General features: G+C 53.0%; 8 protein-coding genes. 2 read left to right on the top strand and 6 right to left on the bottom strand.

Annotated features, from left to right (window positions below; all coding sequences use genetic code 11):
• Positions 1 to 15: 15 nt before the first annotated feature.
• The 6 genes from D3A97_RS12830 to D3A97_RS12805 are packed head-to-tail and all read right to left on the bottom strand — an operon-like array spanning position 16 to position 11,220.
• Positions 16 to 1,314, bottom strand: coding sequence for an alpha amylase family protein (locus D3A97_RS12830; RefSeq protein WP_198673978.1), 1,299 nt, complete (start codon positions 1,312 to 1,314; stop codon positions 16 to 18).
• Positions 1,315 to 1,316: 2 nt separating this feature from the next.
• Positions 1,317 to 2,717, bottom strand: a complete 1,401-nt coding sequence (locus tag D3A97_RS12825) for an alpha amylase family protein (RefSeq protein WP_119078891.1) — start codon at positions 2,715 to 2,717, stop codon at positions 1,317 to 1,319.
• Positions 2,718 to 2,734: 17 nt separating this feature from the next.
• Positions 2,735 to 4,408, bottom strand: coding sequence for a DUF5018 domain-containing protein (locus D3A97_RS12820; protein ID WP_119078890.1), 1,674 nt, complete (start codon positions 4,406 to 4,408; stop codon positions 2,735 to 2,737).
• Positions 4,409 to 4,447: 39 nt separating this feature from the next.
• A complete protein-coding gene (locus D3A97_RS12815) occupies positions 4,448 to 6,154 on the bottom strand; it encodes a RagB/SusD family nutrient uptake outer membrane protein (RefSeq protein WP_119078889.1) in 1,707 nt (568 codons plus the stop codon).
• A gap of 11 nt (positions 6,155 to 6,165) precedes the next feature.
• Positions 6,166 to 9,366, bottom strand: coding sequence for a SusC/RagA family TonB-linked outer membrane protein (locus D3A97_RS12810; RefSeq protein ID WP_119078888.1), 3,201 nt, complete (start codon positions 9,364 to 9,366; stop codon positions 6,166 to 6,168).
• A gap of 15 nt (positions 9,367 to 9,381) precedes the next feature.
• Positions 9,382 to 11,220: an FAD-dependent oxidoreductase gene (locus D3A97_RS12805; protein ID WP_232825954.1), complete on the bottom strand. Its 1,839-nt coding sequence runs from the start codon at positions 11,218 to 11,220 to the stop codon at positions 9,382 to 9,384.
• A 462-nt stretch (positions 11,221 to 11,682) separates the two neighbouring features.
• On the opposite strand from D3A97_RS12805, the gene D3A97_RS12800 reads away from it, so the two are divergent.
• Positions 11,683 to 12,912, top strand: a complete 1,230-nt coding sequence (locus D3A97_RS12800; protein ID WP_119079551.1) for an ROK family transcriptional regulator — start codon at positions 11,683 to 11,685, stop codon at positions 12,910 to 12,912.
• Positions 12,913 to 13,009: 97 nt separating this feature from the next.
• Positions 13,010 to 13,897, top strand: coding sequence for a PhzF family phenazine biosynthesis protein (locus tag D3A97_RS12795; RefSeq protein WP_119078886.1), 888 nt, complete (start codon positions 13,010 to 13,012; stop codon positions 13,895 to 13,897).
• The last annotated feature ends 37 nt before the right edge of the window (positions 13,898 to 13,934 follow it).

Genomic DNA, 13,934 nt, shown 5'->3' with positions numbered 1-13,934 from the left:
GGTAATGCCTGTCTTTTAATCCGTTAATCCTTCCTTCAATTCACGCCACCACCCATAATTAATAATATGCACAATATCGAAGACCATGGCCCCGTCCGACTTCTGGCGGCACATCTTCAGGGCGCGCACGAACTGGCCTGGGTGGCCTTTGTATTGTTCTACATACAGGCCCGCGTATACGGGTATTTTGCCGAGCGTGAGCCGGTTTACCAGCTCCGCAGACCCTTCTACCGTGTACCACTCTTCCGCCGCCCTGGTTTGCGCGGCTTCCGTGCGGTTCACGCTGGCCGTATCTATCTTGTTCTTCTCCGCCTTGTCTACTTCAAAGTAATAGTTGCCGGTGGTAAAAAGGTCCAGCGCTTCCGCATAGGCGTACTTTTTATAACCTGGCGTAGCCCATGCAAATTCTGTGGCGGGATCATATTCCTTACTGGCCCAGTTCACCCCCAGTTCGTAATAGGTAGGGTACCAGGAGCCGGTATAATCCCCGAAACTGATGGCCGGGTTGATCTTTTTAATGGCGGCCCTGGCCTCGTAAATAAAATCGTGCACTACTTTGGCGCGCCATTCTATCCACTGGTTGAACAGGGGGCCTTTCACCACCTGTTTGCCACTGTAAGACATGATATCTTCCGGAAAACGGGCAACCTTGCGTTTCAGGTGCCGCTCAAAGGCCTTGCGGGAAACAGCTGAAAAGTCTGTTGCCAGCGCATCGTAGCGTACCCTGTCAAGGATGATCCCGTCCAGCTGAGGGTATTTGCCCACCAGCTCTTTGAGAATAGACAGCTCATACCGCTGTACCTCCCGGTTGGCGGGGTTAAGCATGGCGGAGTATTTTTTCTTTTGCTGCGTGATGGGCGTCATGCCGGTTTCCGGCAGGTAGCTGATGGTTTGCCAGCTTTTTTTGAACGCATCCTCATATACCACGCCGCGGTCAAAAAAGTTATGCCCTGCCACGAACACATTGGCAGAGGCATGTACTTTCATGCCCAGACGGTGGCTTTCCTGCAGGAAGTAACCCAGCATGTCCCAGCTTACATCCCTGGTCTTCCCCTCCCACTCCGTCATTACCGGGGCAATGCGGCTGGGGTACAATACTTCCCCGGTGATGGGCTTTACATCCACCACCACATCTGTAATACCGGCGTCTTTGGAGCGTTGCAGGTAATAGACGATAGAATCTTTCTGCCCGAAGCGCTGGAAATTGGCCGTAGCGTCAAACCAGAGGATGTTTTTCCGGGGGTGCTGGGCAGCGGCCGTTTGCCAGCCGGCTGCCATCAGCAGGAGCCCCGTTATCATTTTCACTGTATGCATGCTTAGTTCTTTAACCCGTTCTTCACAGCGTCCCACAGCGGTTGTTTGAGGCGGTTGTACTGCGGTGCGTACACATGCACCACGTCAAACAGCATAATGCCGCCGCTGGCTTTGCCCAGTATGTATTGAATGGCCTTGGTGATCTCTCCCGTATCTTTCCAGTCTACATTCCCCATGTCTATGCTGCCGTACAGCGGCATTTTGTTACGGGTGATGTACATACCGCCGTTCAGCGAACCTTCCACGCTCCACCAGTGGTATTTGAGGTGAGCGGTGGCGGGGTTGTCTGCCAGGCGTATCTGGGTGAAATAGTTACCGGTCATCAACAGGTCCAGTTGTTCCCCGTAACCGGTTTTGCCGTAATTGGGATAGGCCCAGTCAAACCGTACTTCCTGGTCGTTGAAAGGATCATACTCGTTGCTGGCCCAGTTTACGCCCACCTGATAGTAGGTGGTGTACCAGGCGCCCACATAAGTACCGAACTTCATACCCGGCCGGGCGGTTTTCACGGCTTCCCGCGCTTTGATGAAAAACTGCTGGATAACGGAGCAGCGGTACATGAGCCATTTGTTGTAGTACTTGCCAGTGGTAGCAGGCAGTGTTTGCCCTGCATTGCTCCGCCAGGTGGTTACTACATCCTGCGGGAATTTCATGCTTTTGGCCTTGTCATCATCAAAGTTCGTTTCCAGGTACTTGATGAACTCGTTCTTTGAGAAATCCGAGAAGTCCGCGTCAATGTCCGTATACCGGCAATAGTCCAGTATCAGGCCGTCAAAGTCGTATTTGGTAGCAATCTCTTTGATGATATTCAGCGCGCGTTCCTGAACGGCAGGCTGCGCGGGATTCACAAAGGCGTTGCGGCCGGTTTCCGTTACCTTCTTGCGGTTGCCGTTGATGTCGCACACAATGGTCTCATACTGCGCCATGTTCGGGTCATCGAAGATGGTGCCTATTCTGCGGCCACCGTCTCCCTCCACCATAGTAACAATGGAAGCGTACACTTTGAAGCCCCGTGCGCGGGCCTCTTTAAGCATGTACGCCGCATAATCCACATTGGCGGGCAGTGACTTGCCATCCAGCGAGGTGATCTGTTTGGCAATGCTGCTGGGGTACATGGTATACCCGCTGCTGCCTTTCACGTCTACCACCAGGCCGTTCACCCCTACCAGTTTGAGGGTGTCCAGCACTTTTTTCAGCTCGGCGGTATCGCTCAAGCGGCCGTAAGTGCCGAACACGTTGGACCGGGCGTCTACCCAGGCAATCACATCGCGCTTCGGCGTGGGCGTGGTATCATTGCCGCCGGGGTTAACCGGCGGCTTTGGTGCAGTGTCTTTTTTACAGGCCACGGTAGCTGTCATAACAGCCGCCAGTATGGCACATATGGAAAGAATGTTGCGTTTCATCTGTATGCTGGGTTTTGTTACGGAGCGTAAGTGGTAAATTCATGCGCCCTTACACCGCCGTTGGTGAGGAGATAGTATACCTGCATTCTCTCGTTGTTGTCAGAGAAGCCAATGGCCACATCGCCGGTACCGTTGCCATTGTTAGGCGCCGTCATCTGTTCGGAGTTGAACACGTTGAAAGTGCCGTACGCGGGATCGGTGAAAGGCAAACTGATCTTTGAGCTGCTGGTTACGTCAAATATGGACATGTGTACCTGGTTCAGGTTGTACGTATTTACATATTTGAGGATAGCCAGGTAGGTAGCATTGTTAAACGTTACGTAAGCGGTAGGCATGTGGAAGATGCCATAGATGCGCGTATCGCTCGTAAACGCCGCCACCCGCTGGTGAGAGGAGCCGTTCACCAGTGCAATATCTTGCTGGTAGTTGATCCAGTAGTCTGCATTGGTTTCTGCAGACACGGGCTGCACTTCCGCATAATACCCGAGGTGCGTGGCGCCGTTGGCCAGGGAAGGATAGCTGATCACTTCCGGCGTTTGGCTGGCGGCCACACCGCCCCTGATGTACCAGCGATAAATGACATTGGTGAAACCGGCAGGCGCCATGATCACGGCGTCCCCATTCAGGTCTCCGTACACGTTCACCCTTCTGCCCACGCCGGCGTCCGCGGTGCTGCCGGTGGGGTTGTTGTTGGTCCACTCAATGAGTTTCACCGGGGCATCGTCTAGCGCGTTCCTGAATTTGTAGAGGATGAACTTGGCGTTTTTCGGCGCCCAGGAAGCACTCAGCAGGTTGCCCTGGTTATCGTTTATCATCTGGAAGGAAACACCGTTGGTGGGGTTCACCATCTCGCGTACAAATGCGCCTGTAAAGCGGTTGTATACGCTGTACTTGGAGGGCGATGTTCTGCGGGTGAGCACCAGGTGATCTCCACTTACCGCCAGGCTCACTTCATTATTGGCCGTAAAGCCCATATCCGCATCGGTTTTGCTCCACAGTTTGCGGTTGATACCGAAGCCGTAGTCCAGCTTCACGGGCTCGGCGGTTTTGAGGGTGTAGGTTTTGGATACGCCGTCTTTCCCGGTAAGTGTGAAAGACTGCGGCTGCGCCAGGTCTATGGCGGCGTTCTGCGCTATGGAAGCGGTGGTGTGTTTGTTGATCTCGTACGTGAGCGTTGTACCGTTCATAACGGTGCCGGGCATTACGTAGAAGAACACTTCGCCGGATGGCTGCACCACGCCGTCTATTACCTGTTCGGTATTGTCTGCGTCAGTAAAGGTAACCGCGATCTTCTCAATGGTCACATTCCCTACTTTCTTGCCCATTACCACATAGTCCTTTTTTTCACCTGTACCGGACAGCACGGAGAAATGGAAGGGCTGGTTGAGGTCTGTGAAACCGCCAATGGCCGGCGTCAGCTTGGCATCAGACGGAATGGTACCGCGGAGAATGATGCGGGAGAGATCTGTTTCATCATCAGAATCTTCCGGGTAGAAATATGGAATGTCGAAGTAGATGGTATCGTTGCTGTACCTGGGTTCGAACAAGCGTTTGCCCCCGTTGCCGTCATTGGTGGCAAAGATATCGCTCAGGAGGTTGGCCGTGTTACGCTGGATCACGTCCGCTTTGCGGCAGGAGGCCAGAAAGGCGCCGGCTGCCAGGGATAATATGATAAATGAGTTACGTTTCATCCGTTAATGTTTTTGTTGCTGATTTTGGTGAATACAGGTTTACCAGCCCTGGATCTGGGTGATGGCGCTGTTCCTCATGATCTCGTCTTGCGGGATGGGTATATAATACAGCGCCGGCGTGAACTGGCGGTCAGCATTATCCGCAGATACTACGGTGTATTTCCAGCCGGCGCCTTCAGCCGCTATTTTGTGGCCGGTAAAACGCACGCCGTTCAGCACAGTATGCGCCTTGCGCCAGCGGCGCAGGTCCCAGTAGCGATGGCCTTCAAAAGCCAGCTCCACTATACGTTCATGCTCAATGGCTTTCATGAGGTTGGGCACGTCTGCCGGAGCATCTTCAGGCATGTAGCGTGCCTTACGCAAGGTGTTCAGGGCATCCTGCGCGCCGGGTATGTTGTTAGATTTGGCGCGGGCTTCTGCCGCAATCAGCAATATTTCCGCATACCTCAGTTCCAGCCAGCTTTGTGCGCTCTTGTTCTGTACAAAGTTGATATTGGTGGAATCCAACATTTTTTTGATGTAATAGCCGGTAACTGTACGCTTAGGTTCTGTAGATACCCCGTATTCAGCAAAGTTCTCTATGCCTGAACCTTCTTTGGAATCAATGGTGCGGCCTTTCCACGTAGCCCCGTTATACAGGATGGAAGCGTAGAAACGCGGCTCGCGGTCTTTGTAAGGCTCGGCGGCCTGTGCCGGGTTGCTCCAGCTGAATTTGGAACCGTCTGCCATCTGGAACTCGTTCACCAGTTCCGCGGTAGGCACACCGTATACCATGCCCTGGCCGGGAATATCGCCCGGAGGCGTAAAGCCGAAGTCATACTGGTGCGTGAACTGGGGCGCTATGTAATCCAGCTTGAAAATGGCTTCTTTGCTGTCTTTTTTCAGGAAAACATCCGCAAATTTTGTTTCCAGGCCATAATAACCTTCTTCTCCCAGCTTGATCACCTCTGTAGCGGCGGCGGCGGCTTTTTCATAGTAAGCCGTTGCATTGGCGGCGTTCACGCCTGTAAGCGGGTCCTGGTTAAACTGTTTCCGGTCATACTCCGCAATAGAAGCAGCGTACAACCAGGTGCGGGCCAGCATGCCATAGGCAGCGCCTTTGGTAGCGCGGCCGGTGCGGGACGCGGTTTGTGTGATGGACAGCTTTTCAGCAGCGTACTCAAAATCCGCCGCTATGTATTTCCAGCAATCTTCTTCGCTGGACCGCTGGCGGCTGTTATTATTGTATTCCTCAAGGCCGGGCATCAGCACCACGCTGCCGTGGAGCTTTACCAGCCAGAAGTAGGTATAACCACGTACAAAACGGGCTTCCGCTTCATACAGTTCCTTCTCTGTATCAGACAGCTTGGCGTATTTGTACAAGCCGAAGAGGAACTCATTGATGCGGCGGATGCGGGCATAGCCCGCGCTCCAGTAATTCAGCTGGGGGCCGGCGGCATTTACACGGCCGGCATCTACCGCCAGCACGTTTACCGTACCGTTGCCGGAAGCGCTGGAAGTATATTTTTCAATATCGGTCAGCGCATCGGTGGCATTGCTGTAGCCAATGGGGAATTGCCCGAACTTGAAGGTCTGGAACTCGGCATACAGGCCGGCCACATACAGTTCCATGTTTTCCGGGTTCCTGAAAATGGCCTCTTCCGTATACTTGTCTGTTGGCGTAACATCTATCTTACAACCATGTGCGGCCACCACGATGCCGGCGAGCACTATTGATCTTTTTATAATTGAAGTTGCTTTACTCATCGTTGTACTTTTTAGAATGAAAGGTTCACACCAGCGGCCATCATACGTTGCTGGGGATAAAATCCGTTATTCACGTTCGGCATTTCAGGGTCCAGGTACTTCAGTTTGTCAAACGTGAAGAGGTTGGAGCCGGAAACATATATTCTCAGTTGCTGGATCTTGGCGCGCTCCAGTACTTTTTTAGGTACGGTGTAACCTAGTTGCATGGCTTTCACGCGCAGGTAGCCATTGTCCCTGATCCAGCCGGAGTTGATGTGGGCGTTGTGAGCCGTTAACTGGGCTTTGTATGCGGAAAGACGGGGGAACTCCGCATTCGGGTTATCCGGCCGCCAGGCATTTTCCACCAGGAAGTACGGAGAGTTGCCGTATCCGTAGAAAGTGCGGGTAAAAGGCGTATTGTCATCCACACCGGAAGTACCGCTGGAACCTTCGTACGTACCTGCCAGCGATACGCTGCTCAATGCGGCGCCCTGGAGGAGGGTAGAGAAATCGAAGCTGCCATATTTCAGGTAGATGTTGAGACCGTACATGATCTGGGGAAGGTTGCTGCGGCCTATCACGGCAAAGTCTTCGGCGCGGGTAATACGACCGTCTCCGTTAATATCCCTGTATTTAAAGAAGCCGGGGGCTACTACACCTGCGCTTGGTGAAGGTGCATTGGCGGCCTCATCCCAGTCCTGATAGAAACCGTCTGCCACAAAACCGAATTTGGTGCCCATCGGTTTGCCTACACGGCGCATCCATTCCGGTGTTGAGCCTACTTCATCCAGCCTGATGATCTTGTTCCTTGCCCAGTTGAAGTTACCGGTAAGGCTGTATTCCAGTTTGCCAATGGTGTTGTTGTGACGGATCTGCAGATCGAAGCCGCGGTTATCCACAATGCCGGAGTTTACGTTAGCCGGGTAGTAGCCGCCAATGGTGGCCGGGTACAAACCGCCCTGGCCCTGCAGAATATCTTCCGTTACTTTATAGAACCAGTCAAAGTCTACGCCCAGTTTGCCATTGAGCAAAAGTGACTCAAACCCGACGCTGGTCATGGTAGAAGTTTCCCATGTAATAGTGGGGAAAGGCGGAGCGCTGGTGTAGATAGCGGAAACAGGTTTACCGCCTATCACCATTACCGGATCGTCTGTCAGCTTGTAAGTCTGATAGTACTGGTAGAGCCCGCCGGAAATTCTGTCATTCCCCATTTTACCCATAGAGCCCTTCAGTTTCAGGAAGTCTACAGTGCCTCTCATGCCTTCAAAGAAAGATTCCTTGCTCACTATCCAGCCCAGACCAACTGCCGGGAAGCTCTGCCAGCGGTAGTCGGGATGGAAGAAAATGGAGGCATCGTACCGGTTAGACACCTCAACGAGGTATTTGCCCTTGTACGCGTAATTGATACGGCCCACATAACCGGCCCTGGAATCATTTGAACTGTTGCCGGTGGGCTTGATCACGTCCAGCGGGTCCTGGCCGCCAAAATCAATTTCGTGAATATCTATCAGCGGGAAGTTGCTGGCGCCGGTGGAGAATACGTTGTTATTGCCCTGGCTGAACTCGTACAACGCCAGCGCCGTGATCTCGTGATCACCAAAGGTAGCGTTGTAGCTGATGCTGGGCTGGAACGTTTTACGCCAGGCCTGGCTGTATGACTGGCGGAGGGTTGTTCTCGTAATGCCGGGCACAGTGGTCAACGGCACAAAATCTCCGGTGATCTGGTCTCTTGCGCGGCCCATGAGGGAATATGGTGTGAGCCAGCTTTTGTTTTCCGTACCGGTTTTGTCGTAAGCCGCCATCAGTTTCACCTCCAGCCCTTTTACCCAGGGAATACGGGCCTTCATGGCAATATTACCCTGAAAGATGTTGGATTGGGAGTTCTGATAACCGGATTGCTGAACGGAAGCAATGGGGTTTACCCAACCGGCATTACTGTTATACGCAACCGGCAAGCCGTTGGGCGCATACTCCGGCAGGTTAGGCAACATTCTCACGGCCTGGTACCACGGGTTGAGGTAGGCGGTGTTGTCAGGAGAGATGCCGGGTGTGCGCGTATTGGTCTGCCGTAAAGCCAGGTTTACGGAAACAGAGAAAATGTCGTTCAGCTGTGCGTCCAGGTTGCTGCGAACGTTATAGCGTTTGAAGCCGGTATTTTCGATGATACCGTCCTGGTCAAAAAGGCCGGCGCTGGTAAAGTATTTCACTTTTTCAGTACCGCCCCTTACAGAAACGTTATGGCTTTGGGCAAAAGCGTTACGGCCGGCCAGCTTTCCTACCCAGTCTGTATTGCCCAGCAGCGGGTTGGTGTTGGTACCGTTGCGCAGGTCATCTATCTGTTGCTGGGAGTAGATGTGCGGCACCAGGTTGGCGCCCACCTGCTCGTTGTAATCATTGTCCATGTCCGTTCCCCTGTTGTACCACTCCATATAATCGGGGCCATTGAGGAACTTGGGGAAACGGGTGTTCTGCGTCAGCTGCACGCTACCGTCATAAGTCACTACTGGCTTCTGGTTCTTGCCGCGTTTGGTAGTGATCAATATGATACCATTAGCGCCCTGCAAGCCATACACCGCAGTAGACACAGCATCTTTCAGCAAGGTGATGGTCTCAATTTCACTGGGGTCCAGGCTGGACATATGACTGCGGGGAACACCGTCAATAACGATGAGGGGCGCCTGGTTAGGACCGGTGGTACCTACGCCGCGAATGCGGAGCGAAGCATCGTCCGCACCGGGGCGGCCAGATTGCTGCAGGGTGGTCAAACCCGGCAGGCGGCCCGCCAGCGCATTGGTGATGTTCATGGCCGGCGCCTGTTTCAGCTGATCTGCATTGATCTGCACTACAGAGCCCACCACATTCTGCCGTTTCTGCTGGCCGTAACCCACTATGATCACTTCATTCAGCCCTTTGGCAGATTCTGCCAGCTTAATGGCCAGGTTAGCGGCGGGGCCGGTGGTAATTTCTTTTGTTTCGAAGCCCAGGTAGCTGAATATCAGCACGGCCGAAGGCGTTTTGAGAGGGATAGAGAATTTTCCTTCTACATCAGAGCGTGTACCCTGGGTGGTACCCTTGATCTGCACGGTTACACCGGGCAGCGGGCCTCCCTTGTCGTCCGTTACCGTACCGCTCACGGTACCTGTTTGAGCGTACGTGAAGATGGTGGGGGCAATGAGCATTGCCAGGCATAGCATCCACCTCAACATACTTTTTTTGGCTGATAACACTTCCATAAGTCTTGATTAGGTTTATTGATGAATCGTTTTAAATTGTCCTTGAAAGTCCACGTTGCGCTGGAACGGTTCTAAGTATTTATCAACAAGCACCGCGGCCGCGGCCCTGTTCAATTGCGTTTTTAAACCCGGCGTGCCCGGCAGTTGCAGGGCGGCCCAGCCGGCGGCCAGTTCCTTGAGCGTTGTTGCTTTACCTGCTTTTTTGAACAGCTCCAGCAGGAACTCCACTGTAAGCGGATCTCCGGAGGCGTCCCAATAGGTGCGCAGGGAATCATAGTACGGGCGCAGGCCTTCGGTGAGCGCGTAGCAGGAAATTTCCCGCTCCGGGTAAAACCAGGTCTGGTTGGCCCATTTATAAGGCAGGCCCTCTCCTTTCAGGATACCGGTGGCGCCTATACGCTGGATGGCGGCAAAATGCGGATGCTCCGCCGGTACGTCTATAAAAGGCATGATGTAGGCTTTGGCATCCAGCAGGGCCTGCTGCACCGCGCGGATGTTGACCTGGCGGGGCTGTACCTGCTGGCGCAGCGCCACAGCGGCCAGCGCGCCGGAGGCCTGGCCAATGCCCAATACTACCGGCTGCAGGCGGGTAGCGCCGTTCACGATGTTGGTAACGCCAATGCTCTTTTCCGCCACGATCAGCCCGTCTACCTCTTTGGGTACCAGGCTGCCGAGGGGCACGTTGTAAGAGGGCACCCTGATCTTCACAAAATCTATCTTCGGCGCATCCGTATTTTTTTCGTGATGGTGGTCAATGGTGTAATCTCCCACGGCAATACCGGTACGGTACAGCGGTTGCGGCTGTTCATAAGGGCGGGCTACGTGGTTCAGCGTGAGCAGGGCTTCGGCTTTTACACGGCGGGACTCGCGGTGGTAGGGGATCATGGGCAGCCTGTCTGCCGTAGGGAACTCATCATCTGCAATGCCCAGGTGTTTATAACCCAGCGCGGTCTGCAGGTAATAAATAAAACGAAGGCTGTGCAGCCTGGCCGCTTTCAGCGCCTGTTCCCGCTCCGCGGGCGTTTTTTCAATAATATTAAGGTAGTAGTCGTTGCCGGATTTCGGCCAGTTGATCATGTACTTGTTGTTGGGAAGACGGCCGTACTGCATCATCTGGTGGCAGTTGTTGTTCGGGGAATCGAAAGAAGCGGGGTCAGACACATCACAACTGCCTGCAAACTCCGCGGGATCATACCCTTCCGGCTTTTTGACCGTTTTATTCTTTCCCTTGCCATAATCTTTCAGCACCACCACATAGGTAAGGTCCTGGATAATATCATTGGCTTTCTCCGGCGCCTGCTCCTCACCGGTCTCGCTCCGGCTGTCCATCCCGATATCGTACCTGGCGCCGGCGGCGGCCATCACATCTCCCAGCTCTGTAGCATCAATCACCAGTTTTGCAGCGATCCCGAAGGTTTTGCTGCCCTGCCGCACCGTAACGAGCCAGCCGCCATTTTCTTTGCGAATGGCCTGCCAGCGGGTGTTGTACAATATCTGCAATTGTTTTTCCGCGCCGGCCATCTCTTTCAGGATGTTATTGCCTACGTGCGGCTCAAACAGGCAATTGCTCACCCAGCCCGTAAATACGGCATCAGGCCCACCGTAATATTTATATAGATGTGACCGGAACTCGCCCCACAAGCCGGAAGGCAACCGGTGATTGCCATCTATAGCGGATACGCCGGCTGCAGTGAGCATACCGCCCAGCCAGCCGGTTTCTTCAATAATGGTGGTATTGACACCCATCCGTGCGGCCTGTATGCCCGCCATGGTGCCGCTGGCCCCTCCCCCGATAACCAGCAGGTCCGTTTGTTGCTGGGCAGCGGCCGTAGTGTAGATGAATCCAAATAACAATAATAATAGTCTCCTGCAATTGCGCATGCTTACTGTCTTAACGTGTTCCTCAAAAGTCTCTGTCCGTAATATGTATACCAGGCCTGCCTTTCATAAGGCCTGGCAATTCCAGTTGTATCCGTTGGCGTGTTCACCGGCATTTTTATGGCCGGTACATAGGTATTGAACCCTAATTGTTAAAATGAATGCTCTAAATAAGAATAAATTTTACTAAAACACAAATACTTTTTAACAAATTTTATTAACTATATCGTAATTAACCTCTACTTGAACAGAAGTATGAAATGAGCTTAAAATAGTACAAGAACGAGCGTAGAATGGGTTTCACAGGATAAGGAGGATCTTTTTTCCAAAATGTTTTTAATTTTTTTTAAAAAGATTATCTTTACGGGAAGATGTAAAATGAGGAAAGCGCAACCAGGCATAAAACTTTTTAAAGGAATCATTCCCCACACAGATAATATGGAGCATCCCACTTTTTTTGAAGAATTGAATAATGAAAACCTGGGCGGTGTAGCGTATAAGAACCTGAACCTGAAGAAGAAGATCATCGCTTATTTTGCCAACATCAACAACGCCACTATTGCTGACCTTGCCAAGGAACTGAATGCCAGCACGCCCAAGGTGACCCATCTGCTCAACGAGCTGCTGCAGGAAGGGCTGGTGCATGACTACGGGAAGGTAGACAGTACCGGCGGCCGGCGGCCCAACGTATATGGCATGGCGCCCGATGCCGGTTTTTTTGTTGGCGTGGAGGTAAAGCGCCACCATGTGAACCTGGGCATGCTGGATTTCAAGAAGAACCTGGTGAAGTTCACGGAAAAAATACCGTACGACCTGCAGAATACCGCCGCTTCGCTCAATGAATTGTGCAAGATCATACAACGGTTCATAGAAGAATTGCCTGTAGGCCGGGAAAAGGTGCTGGGCGTGGGCGTTAACCTTACAGGGCGTATCAATTACGCTACGGGTTATAGCTACAGCTTTTTCCATTTTGATGAGGAGCCGCTGAGCAAGGTACTGGAATCCCGCATCGGCATCCGCACCTTCCTGGAAAATGACTCCCGCGCCATGGCCTATGGGGAGTTCAGCAGCGGCACCGTTAACAATGAAAAGAACGTGCTGTTCGTGAACCTTGACCACGGCATTGGTCTGGGCATCCTTATCAACGGCCAGCTTTATTACGGCAAATCAGGGTTTGCGGGCGAGTTTGGCCACATCCCCTTTTTCAATAACGAACTGATCTGCCACTGCGGTAAAAAGGGCTGCCTTGAAACGGAGGCTTCCGGGCAGGCGCTGGTACGCAAGTTCCAGGAAAAGCTCAAGGCGGGCTTTTCTACCGTGGTGATGCGCAAACACAAACAGGCGGACCAGATAACACTTTCAGACATTATACATGCCGCCAATAATGATGACGTACTGGCCATTGAACTGGTGGCGGAGATCGGGGAAAAGCTGGGCAAGGGCATTGCCGTGCTCATCAACCTGTACAACCCCGAGCTGGTGATCCTTGGCGGCAGCCTTTCCACTACGGGAGATTACATCCGGCTTCCTATCAAGAGCGCTATCAATAAATATTCCCTGAGCCTGGTGAACAACGATACCCAGCTGATCCTTTCACGCCTCGGCGAAAAAGCGGGCATCATTGGGGCGTGCCTGCTGGTGCGTAACAAGCTGCTGTCTCTGGCATGATGGCAGTACGAATATGTAATATTTACCGCCTGTTTTTTTGGTGGATAGCACCCTGACCTGTATTTTTAATGCCCAATTAAGACAACGTCCGCTATCTATGAAAACCATGCAATATTACGTGCTGGACGTATTTACCAGCGAAAGGTTCAAGGGCCATCCGTTACCAGTGGTGGTAACCGGCAAAGAGCTTGAAACAACCCTGTACCAGCAGATTGCCCGGGAGTTCGGCTACTCCGGCACTTCTTTCATGCATTATTCCAAAAGCGAAAAATCGCTGCGGGTACGTTCCTTCACGCCCTCGGGCAAAGAGACGGACGGGGCAGGCCATAACCTGCTGGGCGCCGTATGCCTGGCGGTGTTAAAAGACATGAACGTTTTCCGCATACAGGAGAACGGGCCTTTTGTGATCATGAAAGACCGGCGCATTGCGCTCTCCGTAACAAACACCGGGCAAGACGTTCCTTTCATTGGCATGCTGCAAAAACCGGCCGCCGCGGGCAACACCGTACCGGTGAACGATATGGCCGCTGCGCTGGGGCTGCAGTCTGAAGACCTGCAACTGCATGAGTGGCAGCCCACGGTCATGCAAACAGAAGTAGCCCACCTGATGGTACCCCTCAGCAATGTAGAAGCCCTCAACCGCGCGGAGCCACGGCCTTCCGCCCTTCACAACCTGGCCACCGGTTACGGCTTTCAGGGCTGTTATTGTTTTACGCTTACTGACAAAGACACCCCTCAAACCGTACAGGCGCGCTTTTTCAACTCCGCCGCCGGCGCCGTGGAAGAGGCCGCTACCGGCAGTGCTGCCGGGCCTTTGGGCGGTTTCCTCTTTCAAAAAGGGTATGTTCATCAAAACCGGGAGTATTCCCTGCTGCAGGGCGTCAAAATGGGACAACCCTCCATTCTGCGGTTCAGGGCCACGCCGGAAGGCATCTGGGTGAGCGGTTCATCTGTGATAGTGATGGAAGGAATTTTGCACCTTTAAATGTTTTTGCTCCGTATATTGTTCCGTATATTGTAAG

Source organism: Chitinophaga alhagiae, assembly GCF_003568665.1.
GTDB lineage: Bacteria > Bacteroidota > Bacteroidia > Chitinophagales > Chitinophagaceae > Chitinophaga > Chitinophaga alhagiae.
Note: the sequence above shows the minus strand (reverse complement) of the source record. Positions and strands in the feature narration are given on the sequence as shown.

Coding starts and splice junctions, on each gene's coding strand:
- D3A97_RS12825 (WP_119078891.1), bottom strand. CDS start 2,717: ATGAAACGCAACATTCTTTCCATATGTGCCATACTGGCGGCTGTTATG.
- D3A97_RS12830 (WP_198673978.1), bottom strand. CDS start 1,314: ATGCATACAGTGAAAATGATAACGGGGCTCCTGCTGATGGCAGCCGGC.
- D3A97_RS12800 (WP_119079551.1), top strand. CDS start 11,683: ATGGAGCATCCCACTTTTTTTGAAGAATTGAATAATGAAAACCTGGGC.
- D3A97_RS12820 (WP_119078890.1), bottom strand. CDS start 4,408: ATGAAACGTAACTCATTTATCATATTATCCCTGGCAGCCGGCGCCTTT.
- D3A97_RS12810 (WP_119078888.1), bottom strand. CDS start 9,366: ATGGAAGTGTTATCAGCCAAAAAAAGTATGTTGAGGTGGATGCTATGC.
- D3A97_RS12795 (WP_119078886.1), top strand. CDS start 13,010: ATGAAAACCATGCAATATTACGTGCTGGACGTATTTACCAGCGAAAGG.
- D3A97_RS12815 (WP_119078889.1), bottom strand. CDS start 6,154: ATGAGTAAAGCAACTTCAATTATAAAAAGATCAATAGTGCTCGCCGGC.